The following is a 20,920-nucleotide window of genomic DNA, read 5'->3' as shown; positions in this document are numbered from 1 at the left end:
GCATTTACATTTAACAAACTTAACTGATAGCCTCCCCGCCATCGACGAGGAGGTATGTCATGCGACTTCGACCTGCGACGACGGCCGTGCTGGCCGGGGCGGTGCTGCTCGCCGCCGCGCTGCCCGCCGCGAACGGGCTCGCCGCGCCGACCACCGCCACCGGCAATGCCAGCACCCTGGCGGCCTGCTCCGCACCGGCCTGGGCCGAGGGCGTCAGCTACCCGGCGGGCACCCGGGTCAGCTACCTCGGCCGCCTCTACGAGTCGCTGGTGACCCACACCCCGCCGGCCGGCGCCGGCTGGAACCCGGCCGCCGTCCCGGCGCTCTGGCGCGACCTCGGCGCGTGCACCGGAACCCCCACCCCGTCGCCGACCCCCACCGCCACGCCCACCCGGACCCCGTCGCCGACACCCACGCCCACCCGGACCCCGACCCCCACCGCCACCCCCGGCACGACCACGCCGCCGCCCGACGGCACGGGCTGCGCGCTGAAGTCCCGGCCGACCGGCAAGGTGCTCCAGGGCTACTGGGAGAACTGGGACGGCGCGGCCAACGGCGTCCACCCGCCGCTGGGCTGGATACCGATCACCGACGCCCGGATCCCCGGGCACGGCTACAACGTGGTCACCGCCGCCTTCCCGGTGATCCGCGCCGACGGCACGGTGCTCTGGGAGGACGGCATGGACGCCACCGTCAAGGTGCCCACCCCGACCGAGATGTGCCAGGCCAAAGCCGCCGGACTGACCCTGCTGCTGTCGATCGGCGGCGCCACCGCCGGCATCGACCTCGGCTCGGCGGCCGTCGCGGACCGGTTCGTCGCCACGGTCGTGCCGATCCTCAAGCGGTACCACTTCGACGGCATCGACATCGACATCGAAACCGGGCTGACCGGCAGCGGCGACATCACCCGGCTGTCCACCTCACAGGCGAACCTGATCCGCATCATCGACGGGGTGCTCGCCCAGATGCCGGCCGGCTTCGGCCTGACCATGGCCCCGGAGACGGCCTACGTCACCGGCGGCAGCGTCACCTACGGCTCCATCTGGGGCGCGTACCTGCCGGTCATCAAGCGGTACGTCGACAACGGGCGGCTCTGGTGGCTGAACATGCAGTACTACAACGGCAGCATGTACGGCTGCGCCGGTGACTCGTACCCGGCCGGGACGGTGGCGGGCTTCACCGCCCAGACCGACTGCCTCAACGCCGGCCTGGTCGTCCAGGGCACCACCATCCGGGTCCCGTACGACAAGCAGGTCCCCGGCCTGCCCGCGCAGCCCGGCGCCGGCGGCGGCTACCTCGCGCCGGCCTCGGTGGCGCAGGCGTGGAACACCTACCGGGGCGGCCTCAAGGGGCTGATGACCTGGTCGGTGAACTGGGACGGGTCCAAGGGCTGGACCTTCGGCGACAACGTCCGCACCCTCCAGGGCCGCTGAAACCGGCGGGTCGGGGCCCCGCCCGCAGTGGTGGCCCCGACCCGCGGGAGCATCCCGGAATGACAGCCGCCCCCGTACCCGCGCCGGCGAGGCCGATGACCTACCGGCAGGTGCTCACCACCCGCAACGTCCCCCAGCTGCTGCTGTCGGCCTCGTTGTCCCGCCTGGCGTCCGAGACCTCGACGACGAGGGTGTGCCAGGTGCCGGTGGCAACGGGGTGGGAGATGCCGGCCAGCACGGTGACCGTACTGCCGTTCACCGCCTGCAACTGCACCCGGTCACCGGGCAGCAGCGCCAGCCGGTGGTGACGCGTCGCGCCGGACGCGCGGGCCAGCAGCCCGACGTGGCCATCGGTGACGACGCTCCAGCTTCCACCCGACCTCGACCAGCCGGCGGTGTCACCGTCGGTGAAGTCGTCGCCGAACACGGTGGCGGCCGAGGCGGTGCTGGCCGGCCCGGCCAGGAGGGCGGCCGAGGCGGCGAGCACGGCGACGAGCAGCGGGGCCAGCCGGCGCGGCGGCCGACCCCCGGGGAGGGGATCGACCGCCGTGGTCAGTCCGGCGTCACCGCCAGGTGTCGTTGGCGCTCCACGAGCCGGTGGATCCGACGGTGGCGCTACGGTTGCCACCGGACTCCCAGGTCACCGTGCCGTCCGGGTTCTTCTTGAGGTACTTGTACTCGAACGACGTGTTCGCCGGCAGGGCGACCGTGGCCCGCCACAGCGGGTAGGCGGCCGAGGAGAGCGCCACCGCGTTGGCCGGGTTCCACGAGCCCAGCGCCGCGACGCTGCCCACCACGTAGACGTTCTGCCCGTACGAGGTGGTGGCGTTGACGGTGAACGACGCGCCCTGGGTGCCCGCCGGGTCACCCCGGAAGGTGTCGGTGACCGACGCGGTGCCGCCGCTCGGCGTGGTCAGCGTCCGGTTGCTCCCCGACTCCCAGGTCACGACGCCGGCCGTGGTCTTCTTGAGGAACTTGAACTCCACCGTCGAGGACGCCGGCAGGGTGACCGTCGCCCGGTACGTCCCCCCGCCCTGCGCGGTCAGCGGGACGGCGGCGACCGGGGCCCACGAGCCCAGCGCCGGGACGCTGCCGACGACGTGGACGCTCTGGTCGCCGGCCAGCGCGGCGGTCACGGTGAAGGTGGTGGCGACCGTGCCGGCCGGAGCGGTAGGCGTCGGCGTGGCGCTGGCCGTGGGCGTCGGCGTGGCGGTGGGCGTGGCCGCCGGGCCGCCCTTCGCGTTGACGTGCAGCGCCACCGCGCCGTTGGCGGGGATCTGGACCGCCGCCCGGCCACCGCTGACGGTCACCGTGGTGCCGGTGCAGCCGGACGTGCCGCGCGCCCCGGAGATCACGTCGCAGTACGACCCGTCGGCCAGGCCGGTGGTGAAGGTGGCGGTGACGGCGGACCCGGAGTCGTTGATCCCGATCCAGGCCCGGTCGCCCCGGTGGAAGCCGATGACGTTGCTGTTGACCACGGTGAAGTCGGAGACGGTCTTGACCGACTTCGCGGCGTTCGCCCAGCCGACCATGCCCTTGATCCCGGTGGACCGGGTCAGGCAGTTCCAACTGCCGCCGCAGACGGTGTCGGTGACGTACCCGTTGCCGTCGGCGGGCGGCGACTGGTTGCGGTTGGACCAGGTGAAGCTGTCGTAGACCGACGGCTTGCCGTGCGGGTAGGCCAGCGCGAAGTAGTTGGCCAGGACGTAGTCGCTGCCGTCGCGGTAGGACAGCACCACCCCGTCGCGCTCCAGGTCGTGGTTGGTGACCATGGCGAACACGTTGGCGCTGGGCGCGTCGAGGTTCCAGCTGCCGACGTTGGCCAGGTTGGCGATCGAGCCCTGGAAGGCGGACTTCAGGCCCTTGGCGTACCCGAAGTCGAGCACGTCGCCGTTGCCGGTGAAGGCGCGCGCCTTGAGGGCGTCGTTGCTGGCACCGTCGAAGATCTCCTGGGCGACGTACGGGCGCCTGTTCTCGGCGGTGGTGTTGCGCACCTTGCCGAGGATCGCGGCGAAGTCGTCCTTCCTGACGTGCTTGACCGCGTCCACCCGGAACCCGTCGACGCCGAGGCCGACCAGGTCGTTGAGGAACCCGGCGATCGTGGTGCGGACGCTGTCCTTCTCGGTGTAGAGGTCGGTCAGGGACAGCAGCTCGCAGCTGGTCACCTGGGCCTCGTTGTTCCAGTCGTTGATCGCACCGGAGGTCGGGCAGTTGTCCCCCGGGCGGTGGAAGTCGCCGGTGCCGTAGGGCACGGCGGGGAAGCTGTAACCGGGGCCGGAGAAGTCGGTGCCGGCGTACCCGACGACCGACTCGGGGTTGTTGGCGCCGGCCATGTGGTTGACCACCGCGTCGACGTACACCCGCACGCCGGCGTTGTGGCAGGTGGTGACCATGTCGGCGAACTGCTGCCGGGTGCCGAACCGGCTCTCCAGCCGGTAGGAGACCGGCTGGTACACCTCGTACCAGGGGTGGACGCCGTCGGCGCTGGTCGGCAGGCTGACCGACTCCTGCGGCGGGGCGACCTGCACCGCGCCGTAGCCGGCCGGGCCGAGGTGGTCGGTGCACGCGGCGGCGACGGACCGCCAGTTCCATTCCCAGAGGTTCGCGGTGACCTCGCTGTCGTTGAGGGCGACGGCGGCGGTGGCGGGAACGGTGGCCGGCAGCGCGGTCAGGCCGGCGAGGGAGGTGGCGGTGACGGCGAGGGCGAGGAGGCCCCGTCGCAGACGGGTTCCCCGGGAGACGCGGGGTGTGGGCATCGGGAGTGGACCTACTTCCGGGGGTCGAAGCGGCGCTGGTCGGTGTGGACGGCCGTCCGGTGGAGAAGACGATGCGGCATCGATGAAAGGTTTTGCAAGACCTTGCGGCAAAGTTTTCGACATCTGCCGGCAATGATCGGCAAGGTGTTGCAGCGTGCCGCGCCTCGGCCACCCCGCGTCGCCACCGCCTCCGCCGTCCACGAGGGGGCACCCCGCACACAGGCCCGGTTCCCCCGCCCCGGAGGTCGGGATGGGAAGACCGGGCCTGCGGGTGACCCTCGTTCAGGGTCGTGGCGTCCGGGCGGTCACATCGGGTTCCAGCCGTCGCTGCCGGCGAGGTAACGCTGCGGCGTGTAGGTGGCCGCCTGCGCGTCGCTGAGCTGCGGGCGGTTGCCGTTCGTGCCGGCACCGGGCCCGGTGTTGCGGTACTCGCGGAACCGCGCGTTCTGCCACCCGTTGCCGGACATGTCGATCCAGGGCTGGGCGGTCTTCATGGTCGCGCTCAGCGTCGACTCCCGGTAGAGGACCTGGGCGTCCGGCCCCCACGGGCGACCGAGCTGGGTGGTGTTGTTCGTCGCCCCGGTGACCGTCGACCGGTAGATCAGCATCCCGTACGTCTTGCTGGCCGGCGTCCGGGCGGCGGTGATCGGTCCACCTGTCGACCGCTTCTCGTAGATCGAACTGCCGTCGATGACGATCGTGCCGCCGCCGAAGATGAAGTCGACGGTGCCCTCCACGTAGGAGCCGACCACGTACGCCCGGGTCTTGTCGTTGACCAGGAAGGTGTCCTGGTCGCCGAGGAGCCGGACGTTGCGCAGCACCGCCCGGTCGGCGTTCAGGTGCAGCGCCACCGCCTGCTGGTCGACCCCCGAGGTGTTCTCCACGAAGTCGTTGGCGATGGTCAGGTTCTCGGCGACGAAGTTCGCCCCGTCGACGAACATGCTCGCGCTGTTGAAGGTGCCGTAGGTCGTGCCGTCCGGCTTACGGGTGCCGGCGGAATTGTTGTAGACGAGTACGACGTTCGACGGTGCCGAGCCGAGGCCGCGCAGGGTGACGTTGGTCTTGTTCGACGCCACCCGGACGACCTCGCGGTAGGTGCCGGGCTTGATGGTGATGGTGGTCCGGCTCGAACTGTTCGCCGGCACGGCGTCGATGGCAGCCTGGACCGTGCGGTACCTGCCGCTGCCGTCCGCGGCCACCGTCGGCGTCCCGCTGGTCGGCGGCGGCGTGGTCGGGGGCGCGGTGGTGACCGGCGGAGGGGTGGTGGGCGGCGCGGTCGTCGGGGGCGGCGTGGTGGGCGGTGGCGTGGTCGGCGGCGCGGCGGTGGTGGGGGTGGTCGACCCGGTGCAGGCGGTGCCGTTGAGGGTGAAGCCGGCCGGGTCCGGGTTGCTGCCGGTCCAGGTGCCGTTGAAGCCGACGTCCACGACGCCGCCGGTGGCGATGGCGGCGTTGTAGTCGAGGTTGGTGGCGACCACGCTGCCGCTGGTCGGGCTGGCGGTGAAGCCCCACGCGCTGGTGATGGTCTGCCCGGCCGGGAAGGTCCAGCCGAGCCGCCAGCCGGCGACGGGGTCGCCCAGGTTCCTGATCGAGATGGCGGCGGTGAAGCCGCCGGCCCACTGGGCGCCGACCTGGTAGGTGACCTGACAGCCGGCGGCGGCCTGCGCCGAGACGGCGGTGACGACACCGGCGACGAGGGTGGTGGTGACGGCGGTGGCGACGATCGACGCCGCCCGCCGGGTGCGGTTTCTCACGAGCGAACTCCCCGGGGTATCCGAACACGGACCGCCGTGGGAGCGCTTACCCGAGCCTCGCACACCTGACTTTCGCTGTAAAGCGTCACCGGCCGGACACCCCCGGTAGGCGCGGACCGGTCCGGCCAACCCGGCGCTGATCATCCTGTCGGTCGGGCCTGTTACGGTCGCGCCGCTGTCACACCAGTCGAGCCGGAGGTAGGCGTGATCCGTTCGCACATGTCGTCGTTCGCCGGAATGCCGGTGGTCCCCTTCACACCGGGGATGACCCTGCCCGACGACCCGTCGGCCGTCGCCTGGCGGCTGGAGGTCGAGGACTTCGAGGCCGAGCCGGAGGAGTTCGCGGGCCTGGTCACGGCGCTGCGGGCGGAGGTGCCGGGCGAGGCGGTGCGCGCCCTGGTGATCGGCGAGTGGGGCTCGGCGTACGAGCGGGCCCTTCCGGTCGACCTGCTGGCCGACGCCGCGAAGGACTGGACCGCCCTGCGCGCGGTGTTCCTGGCCGACCTGGTCAGCGAGCAGTGCGAGATCTCCTGGCTCACCCACGGCGACCTCACTCCGCTGCTGACCGCCTACCCGGAGCTGGAGACGCTGTGGGTACGCGGGGCCAACGAGCTGACCCTGCGACCGGTGCGCCACACCGGCCTGCGGGAGCTGGGCTTCCAGACCGGCGGGCTGCCCGGTGCGGTGACCCGGGCGGTGGGCGACTGCGACCTGCCCGCCCTGCGCCGGCTCGACCTGTGGCTCGGCCGGCAGGACTACGGCGGCGACACCGGCGTCGACGACCTGGCCGCCGTCCTGGCCGGCGATCGGCTTCCGGCGCTGCGGCACCTGGCGGTCTGCAACGCCGAGTTCGCCGACCACGTCGCCCGGGCGGTGGCCACCGCACCGGTGGTGCCCCGGCTGGAGGTGCTCGACCTGTCGATGGGGGTGCTCACCGACCCCGGCGCCGAGGCGCTGCTCGCCGGGCAGCCGCTGACCCACCTGCGCCGCCTCGACCTGCACCACCACTTCCTCTCCGCCGAGGTCGCCCAACGGCTGGTGGACGCGCTGCCCGGTGTCCAGGTCGACCTGGACGACCCGCAGACGCCCGACGAGTACCACGGCACGGTCTACCGGTTCACCGCGGTCGGGGAGTGAGCGACGATGACTTTCGGTTCCCACGCCCAGACGTTCGCCGGCCGACCGGTGGTCGAATTCCCCGCCGACGGGCCGCCGCCGGTCGTGGACGGCCCGGTCTGCTGGCGGGTCGCCGACTGGCACTTCGACGGCAACACCCGGCAGGACACCCTGTCGGAGCAGTTCCGGGACCTGTTCGACCGGTTCGTCGAGCAGGTCGGTGACCGGGTCGAGGCGCTCGTCGTCGGGCCCTGGGGATACGCGGCGTTCCACTACGCCCCGATCGCCCAGCTCTGCGCGGCGGCGGACCGGCTGCCCCGGCTGCGGGCCCTGTTCCTCGGCGACATGGTCACCGAGGAGTGCGAGGTCTCCTGGATGCGGGTCGGCGACGTCAGTCCGTTGCTGACCGCGTACCCGCAGCTGGAGGTGCTGCGGGTACGCGGCGGTGAGGACTTCAGCTTCTCCCCGGTGCGGCACGAGCGGCTGCGGAAGCTGTCCGTGCAGAGCGGCGGCCTGTCCCGGGAGTTCGTCGGCGCGGTGCTCGCCTCGGAGCTGCCCGCGCTGCACCACCTGGACCTGTGGCTGGGCACCGACGACTACGGCGGGAACACCACCGTGGCCGACCTGGACGCGTTGCTGGCCGGCAGGCTCTTCCCGGCGCTGCGCCGGCTCGGACTGCGCAACTCCGAGATCACCGACGAACTGGCCGCCGCGCTCGCCACCGCCGCCGTGGTGCCCCGGTTGGAGCGGCTCGACCTGTCGCTGGGCACCCTGTCCGACGACGGGCTGGCGGCGCTGCTCGCCGGGCAGTCCCTGACCCACCTGTCCGTCCTCGACCTGCACCACCACTACCTGTCGGAGGAGGCCGCCAACCGGGTCGTCGCCGCGTTGCCCGGCGTCGAGGTGGACGTCTCCGAGCCGGAGGAACCGGACGAGGACGACGGGGAGATCTACCGCTACACGGCGGTGTCGGAGTGACATGCGACTGACCGTGGTGGGCAACCCCGACAACCGGCGGGTCGCGCTGTTCCGGCGGGCCGTACGCGCGGCGGGGTTGCCCGACCCGGCGGTGCTGCCCTGGGCTCGGGTGCTCACCGTGGCGGCCCCGCCGGACGCCGACGCCCTGGTCCGGGTCGACTCCCCCGGCGAGGACGCGGAGGTGGACCGGCTGCTGCGCGGCGCGGCCACCCCCGCCCGGCACGGAGAGCTGATCGGCCTCGCCGACACGTACGCCGGGCTGGTGGCCGGGATGGGCCGGGTCGCCGCCGGGGGCGCGACGCTGCTCAACCACCCCGACGACGTGGCGGCGCTGTGCGACAAGCGCCGCTGCCACGCGCTGCTGTCGGCCGCCGGGGTCCCGGTGCCGGCGGCGCTGCCACCGGTCGAGGGCTACCCGCAGTTGCGGGCGGCGATGGCGGCGGCCGGGTGGCACCGGGTGTTCGTCAAACCGGCGCACGGCTCGTCGGCGGCCGGGGTGATCGCGCTCGCGGTCGGGCCACGCCGGATCCAGGCGGTCACCCCGATCGAGGTCACCCCGGACGGGCTGTTCAACTCGCTGCGGCTGCGCCGCTACGACGACGAGGCGACCGTCGCGGCGCTGGTCGACCGGCTCGCCCCGGAGGGCCTGCACGTGGAGCAGTGGCTACCCAAGGCCGGGCTGGCCGACCGGGTGGTCGACCTGCGGGTGGTGGTGGTCGCCGGCCGGCCCACCCACGCGGTGGTCCGCGCCGCCCGGGGCCCGCTGACCAACCTGCACCTGGGCAACGCCCGCGGCGACCTGGCCGCGCTGCGGGCGGCGGCCGGCCCGGAGTCCTGGGCGGCGGCGATGCGGACCTGCGAACGGGCGGCGGCGTGCTTCCCCCGGTCGCTGCACGTCGGGGTCGACCTGATGTTCCTGGTGGGTTGGCGGCGGCACGCGGTGGCCGAGGTCAACGCGTTCGGCGACCTGCTGCCCGGGGTGCTGACCGACGGCCGGGACACCTACGCCGAGCAGGTGCACGCGCTGACCGGCGGCCGGTGGGACCGGTGGCGGGCGACCGCGCCGGTGGCCGGCCCGACCGGCGACGACCCGGCAGCGGCCGGGCGCGACACGGCGGTCGGCACGGCGACGGGGCAGGGTCGCCCGGCAGCCGACGGGCCGGCGACGACCCGGCGGGAGGAGGTCGGATGCGCGCCCTGATCGGCAGTCACGACATCTGCCTGGTCACCCTCGACACGCTGCGCTTCGACGTGGCCGCCGAGCTGGCCGGGGCCGGGCGGACACCCCGGCTGGCCCGGGTGCTGCCGGGCGGGCGGTGGGAGCGGCGACACTCCCCCGCCAGCTTCACCTACGCCGCGCACCACGCCTTCTTCGCCGGTTTCCTGCCCACCCCGGTCGGGCCGGGGCGGCACGAGCGGCTGTACGCGGCGGCGTTTCCGGGCAGCGAGACCGCCGGGGACGACACCTGGGTCTTCGACGCCCCCGACCTGCCGACCGCACTGGCCGGAGCCGGCTACCACACGCTCTGCCTGGGCGGGGTGGGTTTCTTCAACAGGCGCAGCCCGCTCGGGTCGGTGCTGCCGGGGCTGTTCGCCGAGGCGCACTGGGAACCGGAGTTCGGGGTCACCTCCCCCACCTGCCTGGACGCGCAGCTCGACCGGCTGGCCGAGGTGCTGCCCGGCCAGCCCGCCGACCGGCCGGTGTTCACCTTCCTCAACGTCGCCGCCCTGCACCAGCCCAACCGGCACCACCTGCCCGGCGCGGCGCACGACAGCCGGGACAGTCACGCCGCCGCCCTGGAGTACGTCGACTCCCGGGTCGACCGGCTGTTCGCCCTGCTCACCGGGCGGGGACGGCCGGTGTTCACGATCGTCTGTTCCGACCACGGCACCGCGTACGGCGAGGACGGGCACACCGGCCACCGGATCGGCCACGACGTGGTGTGGACCGTCCCGTACGCCCACTTCGTCCTGCGACCGGGGGAATGGTGACCAGCACCGACACGGGCCTCGACGGCTCGCCGTACCAGCAGTACCTCTACGCGTACCCGCACAAGACCTCCTACCGGGCGCTGCGGCCCCGTCCGCTGCTGGCCGACGTGTGGCGGGCCGAGGCCCGCGACGCGCTCTTCCTCTACGTGCACCTGCCGTTCTGCGAGATGCGCTGCGGCTTCTGCAACCTGTTCACCCGGGCCAACGCTCCGCAGGAACAGGTCACCGCCTACCTGCGGCAACTGCGCCGGCAGGCGGAACGGGTCGCCGACGCGCTCGGCGACGACGCCGGGTACGCCCGGGTGGCGCTCGGCGGGGGCACCCCCACCTACCTGACCGCGGGCGAGCTGACCGACCTGTTCGACATCGTCACCGGCACCTCCGGGGCGCGGCTGCCGGGCGTACCGCTGGCGGTGGAGACCTCGCCGGCCACCGCGACGCCGGACCGGTTGGCGGTGCTCACGGCGCACGGGGTGCACCGGGTGAGCATCGGCGTGCAGAGCTTCCTCGACGACGAGGCACGGGCCGCCGGCCGGCCGCAGCGCCGCGCGGAGGTGGAGACGGCGCTCGGCGCGATCCGGGCCGCCGCGGTCCCGGTGCTCAACATCGACCTGATCTACGGCATCGACGGGCAGACGGCGGCGACCTGGCAGGAGAGCCTGGACGCGGCGCTGGCCTGGCGACCGGAGGAGCTGTACCTGTACCCGCTCTACGTGCGGCCGTTGACCGGGCTGGGTCGGCGGGCGCACGGCCGGGCCGACTGGGACGCCCACCGGCTGGCCCTCTACGAGCAGGCGGTGGAGGTCCTCGGCGCGGCCGGCTACCGGCAGGAGTCGATGCGGCAGTTCCGCCGCGCCGACGTGCCCGCCCCGGACGGGCCGGACTACTGCTGCCAGGACGACGGCATGGTCGGGCTCGGCTGCGGGGCGCGCTCCTACACCACCGCGCTGCACTACTCGTTCGACTACGCGGTTTCCGTGACGCAGGTCCGGGCGGTGCTGGACGACTACCTGGCCCGCCCCGCCGACGACTTCCGTCACGCCGAGTTCGGCTTCGCCCTCGACGGTGCCGAGCAGCGCCGCCGGTGGCTGCTCAAGTCGCTGCTGCGTGCCGAGGGGGTCGACGCAGCGGCCTACGCCGCCCGGTTCGGTCGGCCGCCCGGCGAGGACTTCCCCGAGCTGGGGCGGTTGGCCGACCGGGGTTGGGCGGACGACACCGGGCTGCGGCTCACCCCGGCCGGGCTGGCCCGGTCCGACGCGATCGGCCCGTGGCTGACATCCGCCCGGGTCCGGCAGGCGATGACCGGGTACGTGCCCCGGTGACCGCCCGGCCACCGCTGCCGCTCCACGCCGTCCCGCCCCGCACGGCGCTGCCGCTGCACCCCGTCACTCCCCCGGCGGCGCGGCCGGGGGGTTCCGGAGCCGGGCCCACCGACGTCGGGTCGGAGCTGGCGGTGCTCTACCGGGGGCCACTGGCGAGCTGCAACTACGACTGCCCGTACTGCCCGTTCGCCAAGCGGATCGACCCGCCGGAGCTGCTGCGCGCCGACCGGGCCGCGCTGGAGCGGTTCACCGGCTGGGTGGCGGCCACCACCGACCGGCGGCTGTCGGTGCTGTTCACCCCGTGGGGCGAGGGGTTGACCCGCAGCTGGTACCGCGACGCCATGGTGGCGCTGTCGCACCTGCCGCACGTCGACCGGGTGGTCAGCCAGACCAACCTGGCCGCCCGGGTGGACTGGCTGGCCGACGCCGACCGGGCCACGGCGGCACTGTGGACGACGTACCACCCGGGGCAGGTCAGCCGGGACCGCTTCCTCGCCCGCTGCGCCCGCCTGTCCGAGCTGGGCGTGCGCTACTCGGTGGGGGTGGTCGGTCTGCCCGAGCACCTGGCCGAGGCGCGGGCGCTGCGCGCCGCCCTGCCCGGCGAGGTGTACCTGTGGGTCAACGCCGCCGACGGGCACCACTACACCGCCGGGCAGGAGGCGGACTGGACGGCGCTGGACCCGCTGTTCGGCTGGAGCGTCCGCCCGCACCCGTCGCTCGACCGGCCCTGCCACGCCGGGGAGACGGCGATCTCCGTGGCGGGCGACGGCACGGTGCGCCGCTGCCACTTCCGCCCCACGCCGATCGGCAACCTCTACGACGGGTCGTGGCGGGCCGCCCTGAAGCCCCGGGCGTGCGACGCCGCGCTCTGCGACTGCCACATCGGGTACGTCCACCTCAAGCCGCTCGGGTTGCGCGACGTGTTCGCCGGTGGGGTGCTGGAACGTATTCCCGCCGCCTGGCCGGCCCCGAGCCAGCCAGAACTCTGAGCGGCCCGGCCGGTCAGCGGGTGCGCTCGGCGCGGCGCAGCAGCCCGGCGGCGAGCAGCCCACCGGCCAGGACCGCCACCGCCCCGGCGGTCTGCCCGGTGACCAGCGCGGACGCGAACGCGTCGGTGACCAGGCCACGTTCGGTCTCGCCTGCGGCGGCGGCCAGCGCGGCCGGGTACGAGCCGGCACCGGCCACCGCGACCGGCGCGAGCGCGGCGAACCGGGCGTTGAGCACCGCGCCGAGGACGGCGATGCCGAGGCTGCCCCCCACCTCGGCCATGGTGCCGTCGTTCTCGGCGCCGACGCCGGCCTTGGTCGGGGGATGGAGCTCAGCACCGCCTCGACGATGGCCGGGTTGGCCAGGGCGCAGCCGAAACCCATCACCAGCAGCCCGGTGAGCAGCACGGCGTAGCTGTCGGCGCGGACGTGGGTGATCAGGGTGAGGCCGGCGGAGAGCAGCACCATGCCCAGCGCGATGGCCCCGGGCACCCCGAGCCGGCGGATCAGCCGGGTGGCGACCCCGCCGAGGTTGAGCAGCACGATGGACAGCGCGAACGGCACCATCCGCAGTCCCGCCTCCCAGGCGGGGTAGCCGCGAACGAACTGGGAGGTGCTGGGTGAGCAGGAACAGCGCGTCGGTGGGCCCGAAGGTGATAGTGCATGTCCAGCATCGGGGCGGTGGTGCGCCGTTCCCACACCACGAACGCGGCCAGCAGGAGCACGCCGACGCCTGCCGCGCCGAGCACCGGCGGCGCGGTCCAGCCGCGTTCGCGGCCGTCGATGATGGCCCCGACCACGCCGGTGAGGCCGGCGGTGGACAGCAGCGCCCCGCCGACGCCCATGCCGGCGCGGGCGGCGATCACCTGGTCGACGGAGCGGGCCAGCCCGGCGGCCAGCGAGCCGACGCCGAACAGCACTTGGCCGGCGACGAGCAACCGGCGGCGGCCGTACCGGTCGGCGGCGCTGCCGGCGGTGAGCAGCAGCCCGCACTGCACCAGCGCGTACGCGTTGATCATCCACTGGATGTCGGTGGTGCTCGCGTCCAGTTCGGTGGTGAGCACCGGCACCGCCACGGTGAGCACGGTGTTGTCCAGCACCACGGTCAGCTGGGCGAGACAGAGCACCGCCAGGATCAGCCAGCGGGACCGCAGCGGGGTCGCCGTGTCGGGGGGCGCGGCGGACAGGGCGGTGGTCATCGGGGTGGGGCGTAGCGGGCGAGCGGATTGGTCAGGGTGCCGGCGAACTGGAGCGCCGCCGACGGGTCGGCGAGGTCGACCATCTGCTGGTTGTTGCGCAGTTGCAGCCGGTTGAGGCAGGACAGGGTGAACTCCTCGGCGAACAGGTCGTGCCGGCGCAGCCGGTCGGCCAGGTGCGGCACCCGGGCGGCGTAGTCGGTCGCGCAGTCGGCGACGGTACGCCAGAAGTCGTCCTCGTCGAGCACCCCGGCACCGGCCAGCACGGCGTTGAGGTGGCGGAAGAAGCTGTCGAAGACGTCGGTGAAGATGGTCAGCAGCTGCTCGTCGTCGGGGATGGCGGCGCGGACCCGCCGCACCGGCGGCGGCAGGTCGGCGTCGGGGTCCATCACCACGATCTCCTCGGCGATGTCCTTGAAGATGACCCGCTCGACCGCACCCTCGTGCAGCACCAGGATGACGTTCTCGCCGTGCGGCATGAAGGCCAGCCGGTGGGCGTAGAAGCTGTGCAGCAGCGGCACCAGGTAGGCGTCGAGGTAGCGGCGTAGCCACTCCCGCGCGGGCAGGCCGGACTCGGCGACCAGGGCGGCGGCCAGCGACCGTCCGTCGCGGTCGGTGTGCAGCAGGGCGGCCATGGTGGACAGCCGTCGGCCGGGGGCCAGGCCGGGCACCGGGCTCTCCCGCCACAGCGCCGCCAGCATCTTGCGGTATGGCGAGTAGCGGTCGGTGGCCGCCTCGTACTGCGGGTGGCGGTAGCCGACGGCGGCCCGCTCGCGCAGGATCGTCAGCCCGGTACCGGCGAGCACGGGGTCGTCGGTGACCAGGTCGACGAGCCAGTCGTTGATCGCCGGGGTGGCCTCCATGTAGGCCGCCGACAGGCCGCGCAGGAAGCCCATGTTCAGCACGGACAGCGCGGTCTTGACGTAGTGCCGGCGCGGGTCGGTGACGTTGAAGAAGGTCCGGATGGACTGCTGCGGCAGGTACTCGTCGGGGGCCTCGCCGAGGCAGACCAGGCGTCGGCGGGCGACCTCGCCGGCGAAGGTGACGGCGAGGCGGTTCCACCACTGCCACGGGTGCACCGGGATGAGCAGGTAGTCGTCGGGGTCGACCCCGGCGTCGGTCAGGGTGGCGGTGAACCGGGCCAGGGTGTCCGGGCCGAGTTCGGTGTGCAGCAGGGTGGCGTAGTCGAGGTCGGCGGCGCTGCTGAAGGTGGCGTGGTCGCGGTGCGCGGCGACCCAGACCAGCCGCACCGGCCGGCCGGCCTCCGGGGCGTACGCGTGGTATTCGTGGATGCCGAAGCCGATCCGGCCGTTGTTGGCCACGAAGCACGGGTGTCCCTCGGTCATCCCGCTCTCGATGGCCTGGAAGTCGGCGCGGGCCAGTTCGTCGGCGCTCACCGCCGGCCGGGTCAGCTTGAACGCCGCGCCGGCCAGGGTGGAGGTGATCTCCTCAAGGTAGACGGGGAGCACCTGGTCGGTCAGGCCGAGCGCGCCGCGCAGTTCGAGGCAGAGGTCGACGGCGTCGAGCGGCAGGTCCTCGTCGCCGCGCCGCCGGCTGATGCTCTCCGGGTCGATCTGCCAGTGGTCGAGGGCGAACCGGCGGGCGGTGAATCGGTACTCGACCGTGTCGTCGTCGGAACGGACGGTCCACCGGCCGTCGCCGGTGGGGGCGGGCTCGATCAGGCGTTCGTGGGCGAACTCGGCCAGCGCCTTGGCGACGAGCAGCCGGTGGGCGTGGGCCCAGGTGGCGGGGGTCAGGTGGGCCACGGATGCGGCGGGGTTCACGCGGGCACGTCTCCTCGGGTGGCGGCCAGGAACTGGTCGCGGGTGCAGACGCTGAGCAGGGCGTCCTTCTCCGGTTTGCGGATCGGTCCGACGACGGTGAAGCCGACGGCGGCGTTGAGGGCGTGCACGGCGGTGTTGCGCACGTCGGGCTCGACGACGACCCGTCGGGTGGCCGGGTCGGCGAACAGCCAGTCCAGGACGGTGGTGATGACGGCCCGGGTGAAGCCGTGCGCCGGCCGGTCGGTGGGGGCGCAGAGGAGGTGCATGCCGACGTCGCCGGACCGGGCGGGATAGAGACCGGCCAGCTCGACCCGGGCCGGGTCGTAGCGTTCGGCGAGGAACGTCGGCTCGCCGCGCCACAGCCCGAGGTACGCGTCGTGGTGCGGGTGGTCGGCGATCCCCCGGTACTCCCGGGCGACCCGGTCGACGTCGGCGTCCTGCATCAGCCAGAACGCCGACTTCGGGTGGGTCACCCACCGGTGCAGCAGCGCGGCGTCGCCCTCCGGGTCGAGCGTCCGCAGCGTGAACTCGCCGAGGACCGGGTCGTGGCGGCGGTACACGGGGACGTTCACGGGGTGCCTGCGGTCGGAACTCCGAACTCCTGGAAGGCGATCCGCTGCTCGATCGGGTAGTGCTCACGTCCGGTCAGCTCGCGGATGATCCAGGAGTTGCGGTACGGGCCCATGCCCAGGTCGGGTGAGGTGATGCTGTGGGTGTGGGTGCCGGCGTTCTGCAGGAACACCCCCCGGCCGGTGTGGTCGATGCTGTAGTTGCGGGCCACGTCGAAGCGGCCGTGGGCGTCGAAGCGCAGCCGGTCGCGGATCGGGTCGAGGAACTCCGGCACCCGGTAGTGGTAGCCGGTGGCCAGCACGAGCGCCTCGGTGTCGAGGGTGAGGTCCCGTCCCTGCTCGACGTTGCGCAGTCCGAGGGTGTACGTCCCGGTCGCCTCGTCGTGGCGGGCGCTGGTGAGTTCGGTGTTGGTCAACAGCCTGGTCGGCACCGGGCCGTGCACCCGGTGGGCGTAGAGCAGGTCGAAGATGTCGTTGATCAGGTCGGCGTTGATCCCCTTGAACAGGCTCTTCTGCGCGCCTTCCAGCCGGTAGCGGGTGGCCTCGGGCAGCGCGTGGAAGTAGTCCACGTAGTCCGGTGAGGTCATCTCCAGGGTGAGTTTGGTGTATTCGAGGGGGAAGAAGCGCGGCGACCGGGTGACCCAGTTGAGTTGGTAGCCGTGGGTGCCGAGGTCGGTGAGCAGGTCGTGGTAGATCTCGGCGGCGCTCTGCCCGCTGCCGACGACGGTGATGCTGCGCCTGGTACGCAGTGCCGCCCGGTGCTCCCGGTAGCGGGAGTTGTGGATGACGTCGCCGCCGAGGTCCCGGCAGGCGTCCGGGACGTACGGCGGGGTGCCGGTGCCCAGCACGAGGTGGCGGGCCCGGTGGGTGACCCGTTCACCGGCCGCCTCGGCGTGCACCACGTACCGCTCGTCGCCGGGGTCGTAGGAGATGCCGGTGACCTGGTGGCCGAAGCGGACCGAGGGCAGCTTCGCCGCCGCCCAGCGGCAGTAGTCGTTGTACTCGTGGCGCAACGGGAAGAAGCTCTCCCGGATGTAGAACGGGTAGAGCCGGCCGACCTCCTTGAGGTAGTTGAGGAACGAGTAGGGCGAGGTCGGGTCGGCCAGGGTGACCAGGTCGGCGATGAACGGCGTCTGCAACCGGGTGGACTCCAGCAGCATGCCGGGGTGCCAGTCGAACTCGTCGCGGGCTTCGAGGAACAGGCCGTCGAGGTCGTCGAGCGGCGCGGTCAGACAGGCCAGCCCGAGGTTGTACGGGCCCAGCCCGACGGCGATGAAGTCGTGGGTCGACACAGGGGTTTTCTCCAGGGCGGGGGTGGTCAGCCGACGGGGCTGGACAGCTCGGCGGTGGCCCGGGTACGGGCGTACCAGCCGGCGTGTTCGGCGATCAGGTCGAGCACGTGGGCGATGTCGTCCAGGGTGGTCTCGGGGTTGAGCAGGGTGAGCTTGAGGTGGTGCGCGCCGTCGACCTTGGTGCCGGCGACCAGCGCCGCGCCGGAGGCGGCCAGTGCCTCGCGGGCGTGCAGGTTGGCGTCGTCGACGACGTCGCGGCCGGCGCCCGGCGGCAGGTAGCGGAACACGACAGTGCTCAACTGCGAGCGGGTGACCACCTCGAAGCGGGGGTCGTCGGCGAGCAGCCGCCAGGCGGCGGCGGCGAGGTCGACCACCTCGTCGAAGAGGCTGCCGATGGCGTCGGGGCCCATGATGCGCAGGGTGAGCCAGAGCTTGAGGGCGTCGAACCGGCGGGTGGTCTGCAGGCTCTTGTCGACCTGGTTGGGGATGCGCCGTTCGGCCATCCGGGCCGGGTTGAGGTAGTCGGCGTGCCAGGTGGCGTGGCGCAGCACCCGCCGGTCGCGGACGACCAGGGCGCTGGAGCTGACCGGCTGGAAGAACGACTTGTGGTAGTCGACGGTGACCGAGTCGGCCCGTTCGATGCCGGCCAGCAGGTGCCGCCGGGTGGGCGAGACCAGCAGCCCGCAGCCGTAGGCGGCGTCGACGTGCAGCCAGACCCCGGCGGCGGTGCAGATCTCGACGATCCGGTCCAGCGGGTCGATGGTGCCGAAGTCGGTGGTGCCGGCGGTGGCGACCACGGCCAGCACGGTCTGGCCGTCGCGGCGGCACCGGTCGAGGGTCTCGGCCAGTTCGTCGGTGCGCATCCGCCGGCCGGCGTCGGTGGCGATGGTGAGCACCGCGTCGGCGCCGAGGCCGAGCAGTTTGGCGGCCTTCTGGACGCTGAAGTGCCCGGCGGTGGAGGTGATGATCCGCAGCCGGGACAGCACCTCGGGCCGGCTGGGCCGGTCGGTGCCGCCGCCGACGATCCGGGCGTACGCCTCCTCCCGGGCCAGCAGCAGCGCCTGGAGGTTGGACTGGGTGCCGCCGCTGGTGAAGATGCCGTCGGCGGCCGGCCCGAAGCCGATCCGCTCGGCGGTCCAGTCGACCAGCCGGCGTTCGATGAGGGTGCCGCCGGCGCTCTGGTCCCAGGTGTCCAGGGAGGAGTTGACCGCGCTGAGCACCGCCTCGCCGAGCAGGGCGGGGATGACCACCGGGCAGTTGAGGTGGGCCAGGTAGCGGGGGTGGTGGAAGTAGACGGCGTCGCGCAGGTAGACGTCGTGCAGTTCGTCGAGGGCGGCGGCGGTGTCGCCGAGCGGACGGTCCAGGTCGATGCCGGCGACCCGGGGGGCCAGTTCGTCGGGGGTGATGCCGGTGCCGGGCCGGTCGACGCCCGCGACCCGGGCCGCGACCCGGTCGATGCCCTCGGTGACGGCCCGGCGGTAGTCCTCGACGGTGCCGGCGGTGAACAGGTGGGCGCGGGGTGGGGTGGGACGCGTCCCGGTCACGGGGGCCTCGACGGTGGATCCGGGCAGGCTCATGAGCAGTCCTCGACGGTCGGTGACGGGGGCGCGGGCGGGACGGCGGGCGGGTCAGGTCGTCCCGGCGGCCCAGTTGATCTCGCGAGTTAGGCTACCCTCACCTAAGTGCTTGTCAATGCCGACACCCCGCCCCGCCCACCGGCTCAGCCGACCGGGGTGACGTCCGGGACCACCGGCTCGGCCGGCCGGATCGCGCCGGCCCGGAACCGGCGCTGGTGCCCCAACCCGACCAGGACACCGACGGCGACCAGCACCACCGAGGCGAGCGCCACGGCGGGATACCCGACCCGGTCGGCGGCGGCCAGCCCGACCGAGGCCGCCAGGAACGAACAGATCAGCCCGAACGACGACAGCACGGTGAAGTCGGTGCCCCCGGTGCCCGGCCGCGAATAGTCCATGTTGACCACGTAGAGCACGACATTGGCCACGGTGTACGCGGCCATGAAGCAGCACAGCGCGGCCACCGTCGCCTGAAGCGGCGCCCGCCCGTTCAGCAACGGCAGCAGCAGCACCGTGGAGACCGCGAGCGCCGCTCCCCCGACGACGAGCAGCCGCCCCCGGCCGAACCGGTCCACCCCGACCCCGGCGAGCAGGCCGGCGACGATCGCCGGGGCGCTGATCACCACACCGGTGACCACGCCGATGCGGGCCAGCGACCAGCCCGCGTCGACCAGCGCCGGGGTGACCAGGGCGTAGGCCGCGCCGGCTCCGGTGTAGACCAGCGGCACCACGCCGAAGGTCCACCAGCGGCAGCCGGGCTGCCCGAACACCGACAGCAACGCCCGGTACGCCTGCCCGGCGCCTGCCACCCGGGCGACCCGGTCCGGTTCCCGCAGCCGCCACACCACCAGCAGGCCGACCGCGGTCAACGCGGCCAGCAGACCGATCGCCGGCACCCAGCCGAACCGGTCGTAGACCAGCACGCACGCGCCACCGCCGAGCAGGTTGCCCAGGTAGCTCGCGGCCACCTGGATGCCGTTGCCGGCACCCCGCGTCCCCTCCGACAGCACCCGGACGGCGACCGCGTCGACGGCGATGTCCTGGGTGGCGGAGAGGAAGACGTACGCGGCGCAGATCGCCACCACCGGGCCGAGCCGCCGGGCCGGGTCGGCGAACGGCAGCAGCGCCAGCAGGGCCAACACCAGACCGGCCTGCAACGGCAGCAGCCAGGACCGGTAGTGGCCGTGCCGGCGGGAGCCGTACCTGTCGATCAGCGGGGCCCAGAGGAACTTGACCGGCCAGACCAGACCGACGAACTGGAGCAGGGCCAGGGTGTCCAGCGAGGTGCCGCCGTCGCGCAGGATGGCGGTCAACCCGACGGTGATGAACCCGATGCCGAGATACTGCGTGACGTAGAGCGTGGTGAGCGTGCCGAGGCGTCCGGTCACCTGGCGCTCCAGTAACCCAACGCGGTGAGCTGCTGCCTGCCCACGCCGAGGGTGCGCCGTACGTGCCGGGTGAGCGCGCGGGTGCTGCCCGCCTCGCAGGCCAGCCAGTAGTGGGCGTCCGGAGCGGCCGGCAGCTCGGCCCGGACGGTGTCGACGAGCTGCTGCCCGTCCTGCCCGCGCGGCACCCAGGTGACCCGGTGCTGGTCCCCGGCGCGCGGGGTGAGCGCCTGCTCACCGGCGTGGGCGTACTCCAGCCAGACCGTGGCGGGGATGCCGGCGGCGGCGTCGAGCAGGCTGTTCACCGCCGGCAGCGAGGCGGCGTCACCGACCAGGTAGAGGTGCGCGGGGGCCGGGTCGGGCAGGGCGAAGGCGCTGCCCTGGAGGGTGGCCACGATGGTGTCACCGACCTGCGCGCCGGCCGCCCAGCGGGCCGCGCAGCCGTCGTGCAGGGCGAATTCGAGGCTGAACCGGCCGGCGGCCGGGTCCGGGTCGACCAGGGTGTACGCCCGCTGGTGCGGACGGCCGGCGTCGTCGAACCAGAGCCGGATCCACATGGTGGGGTGCACCTTGGCCGCCGCCAGCAGGCCGCCGTCGTCCATCGACAGACGCCGGTAGTGGTCGCCGACGGGCTCGGTGCCGCGCACGGTCAGCCGGAAGTCCCGGCCGCCCATGGCCTTGAGCACCAGGGCCTCCCAGTTCCGTTTCACACGCCCTCCAGGTAAGGTCCGCCTAAGTTAGGCGAGGGTAACTCACCTGGGGAGTCCTGTGGAGAGTGGCACC

16 protein-coding genes and 1 pseudogene are annotated in these 20,920 nt (G+C 73.2%); 7 read left to right on the top strand and 10 right to left on the bottom strand.

Annotated features, from left to right (window positions below; translation table 11 throughout):
• Positions 1 to 59 precede the first annotated feature (59 nt).
• Positions 60 to 1,433: a carbohydrate-binding protein gene (locus Q2K16_RS04085; protein ID WP_302743608.1), complete on the top strand. Its 1,374-nt coding sequence runs from the start codon at positions 60 to 62 to the stop codon at positions 1,431 to 1,433.
• 100 nt (positions 1,434 to 1,533) lie between these two features.
• On the opposite strand, the gene Q2K16_RS04080 is transcribed toward Q2K16_RS04085, so the two are convergent.
• The 3 genes from Q2K16_RS04080 to Q2K16_RS04070 all read right to left on the bottom strand — a co-directional run bounded on the left by Q2K16_RS04080 (position 1,534) and on the right by Q2K16_RS04070 (position 5,940).
• Positions 1,534 to 1,920, bottom strand: a complete 387-nt coding sequence (locus Q2K16_RS04080; protein ID WP_302743607.1) for a S1 domain-containing protein — start codon at positions 1,918 to 1,920, stop codon at positions 1,534 to 1,536.
• A gap of 76 nt (positions 1,921 to 1,996) precedes the next feature.
• The gene (locus Q2K16_RS04075; RefSeq protein ID WP_302743606.1) at positions 1,997 to 4,189 is read right to left on the bottom strand and encodes a carbohydrate-binding module family 20 domain-containing protein; all 2,193 of its coding nucleotides are present in this window, start codon (positions 4,187 to 4,189) and stop codon (positions 1,997 to 1,999) included.
• Positions 4,190 to 4,494: 305 nt separating this feature from the next.
• Positions 4,495 to 5,940 (bottom strand): pectinesterase family protein, encoded by a 1,446-nt coding sequence (locus Q2K16_RS04070; RefSeq protein ID WP_302743605.1) that lies wholly within the window; start codon positions 5,938 to 5,940, stop codon positions 4,495 to 4,497.
• 204 nt (positions 5,941 to 6,144) lie between these two features.
• On the opposite strand from Q2K16_RS04070, the gene Q2K16_RS04065 reads away from it, so the two are divergent.
• Genes Q2K16_RS04065 through Q2K16_RS04040 form a run of 6 tightly spaced genes read left to right on the top strand, consistent with a single transcriptional unit; the run spans position 6,145 to position 12,337 of the window.
• The gene (locus Q2K16_RS04065; protein ID WP_302743604.1) at positions 6,145 to 7,077 is read left to right on the top strand and encodes an STM4015 family protein; all 933 of its coding nucleotides are present in this window, start codon (positions 6,145 to 6,147) and stop codon (positions 7,075 to 7,077) included.
• Between the two features lie 6 nt (positions 7,078 to 7,083).
• The gene (locus Q2K16_RS04060) at positions 7,084 to 8,034 is read left to right on the top strand and encodes an STM4015 family protein (RefSeq protein ID WP_302743603.1); all 951 of its coding nucleotides are present in this window, start codon (positions 7,084 to 7,086) and stop codon (positions 8,032 to 8,034) included.
• Between the two features lies 1 nt (position 8,035).
• Entirely contained in the window at positions 8,036 to 9,235 is a 1,200-nt protein-coding gene (locus tag Q2K16_RS04055; RefSeq protein ID WP_302743602.1) for an STM4014 family protein, read from the top strand.
• Positions 9,223 to 10,026: an STM4013/SEN3800 family hydrolase gene (locus tag Q2K16_RS04050; RefSeq protein ID WP_302743601.1), complete on the top strand. Its 804-nt coding sequence runs from the start codon at positions 9,223 to 9,225 to the stop codon at positions 10,024 to 10,026. Before Q2K16_RS04055 ends, Q2K16_RS04050 begins: the two co-directional genes overlap by 13 nt.
• Positions 10,023 to 11,348, top strand: a complete 1,326-nt coding sequence (locus Q2K16_RS04045) for an STM4012 family radical SAM protein (protein WP_302743600.1) — start codon at positions 10,023 to 10,025, stop codon at positions 11,346 to 11,348. The genes Q2K16_RS04050 and Q2K16_RS04045 overlap by 4 nt, the downstream gene beginning before the upstream one ends.
• Positions 11,345 to 12,337 (top strand): STM4011 family radical SAM protein, encoded by a 993-nt coding sequence (locus tag Q2K16_RS04040; protein ID WP_302743599.1) that lies wholly within the window; start codon positions 11,345 to 11,347, stop codon positions 12,335 to 12,337. The genes Q2K16_RS04045 and Q2K16_RS04040 overlap by 4 nt, the downstream gene beginning before the upstream one ends.
• Before the next feature lie 13 nt (positions 12,338 to 12,350).
• On the opposite strand, the pseudogene Q2K16_RS04035 reads toward Q2K16_RS04040, so the two are convergent.
• From Q2K16_RS04035 to Q2K16_RS04005, 7 genes and pseudogenes are all read right to left on the bottom strand, one after another.
• A pseudogene (locus Q2K16_RS04035) lies at positions 12,351 to 13,521 on the bottom strand (MFS transporter).
• Between the two features lie 8 nt (positions 13,522 to 13,529).
• Positions 13,530 to 15,314, bottom strand: a complete 1,785-nt coding sequence (locus Q2K16_RS04030) for an IucA/IucC family protein (protein WP_302743598.1) — start codon at positions 15,312 to 15,314, stop codon at positions 13,530 to 13,532.
• Positions 15,311 to 15,886 carry a GNAT family N-acetyltransferase gene (locus tag Q2K16_RS04025; protein WP_302743597.1) on the bottom strand — a complete coding sequence of 192 codons (576 nt, stop codon included), beginning with the start codon at positions 15,884 to 15,886 and terminating at the stop codon, positions 15,311 to 15,313. Before Q2K16_RS04025 ends, Q2K16_RS04030 begins: the two co-directional genes overlap by 4 nt.
• The gene (locus Q2K16_RS04020; protein WP_302743596.1) at positions 15,883 to 17,175 is read right to left on the bottom strand and encodes a lysine N(6)-hydroxylase/L-ornithine N(5)-oxygenase family protein; all 1,293 of its coding nucleotides are present in this window, start codon (positions 17,173 to 17,175) and stop codon (positions 15,883 to 15,885) included. The genes Q2K16_RS04025 and Q2K16_RS04020 overlap by 4 nt, the downstream gene beginning before the upstream one ends.
• A 26-nt stretch (positions 17,176 to 17,201) precedes the next feature.
• Positions 17,202 to 18,752, bottom strand: coding sequence for a pyridoxal phosphate-dependent decarboxylase family protein (locus Q2K16_RS04015; RefSeq protein WP_302743595.1), 1,551 nt, complete (start codon positions 18,750 to 18,752; stop codon positions 17,202 to 17,204).
• A gap of 143 nt (positions 18,753 to 18,895) precedes the next feature.
• On the bottom strand, positions 18,896 to 20,140 hold the full coding sequence (locus Q2K16_RS04010; protein ID WP_302743594.1) for an MFS transporter: 1,245 nt from the start codon (positions 20,138 to 20,140) through the stop codon (positions 18,896 to 18,898).
• Positions 20,137 to 20,847, bottom strand: a complete 711-nt coding sequence (locus Q2K16_RS04005) for a siderophore-interacting protein (protein WP_302743593.1) — start codon at positions 20,845 to 20,847, stop codon at positions 20,137 to 20,139. Before Q2K16_RS04005 ends, Q2K16_RS04010 begins: the two co-directional genes overlap by 4 nt.
• Between the last annotated feature and the right edge of the window lie 73 nt (positions 20,848 to 20,920).

The organism is Micromonospora cynarisoli (assembly GCF_030518815.1).
Taxonomy (GTDB): Bacteria; Actinomycetota; Actinomycetes; order Mycobacteriales; family Micromonosporaceae; genus Micromonospora; species Micromonospora wenchangensis.
Note: the sequence above shows the minus strand (reverse complement) of the source record. Positions and strands in the feature narration are given on the sequence as shown.

Bases quoted from the DNA above. Each gene is read 5' to 3' on its own strand.
- Q2K16_RS04085 (WP_302743608.1), top strand. From the start codon at position 60: ATGCGACTTCGACCTGCGACGACGGCCGTGCTGGCCGGGGCGGTGCTG.
- Q2K16_RS04075 (WP_302743606.1), bottom strand. From the start codon at position 4,189: ATGCCCACACCCCGCGTCTCCCGGGGAACCCGTCTGCGACGGGGCCTC.
- Q2K16_RS04060 (WP_302743603.1), top strand. From the start codon at position 7,084: ATGACTTTCGGTTCCCACGCCCAGACGTTCGCCGGCCGACCGGTGGTC.
- Q2K16_RS04055 (WP_302743602.1), top strand. From the start codon at position 8,036: ATGCGACTGACCGTGGTGGGCAACCCCGACAACCGGCGGGTCGCGCTG.
- Q2K16_RS04050 (WP_302743601.1), top strand. From the start codon at position 9,223: ATGCGCGCCCTGATCGGCAGTCACGACATCTGCCTGGTCACCCTCGAC.
- Q2K16_RS04015 (WP_302743595.1), bottom strand. From the start codon at position 18,752: ATGAGCCTGCCCGGATCCACCGTCGAGGCCCCCGTGACCGGGACGCGT.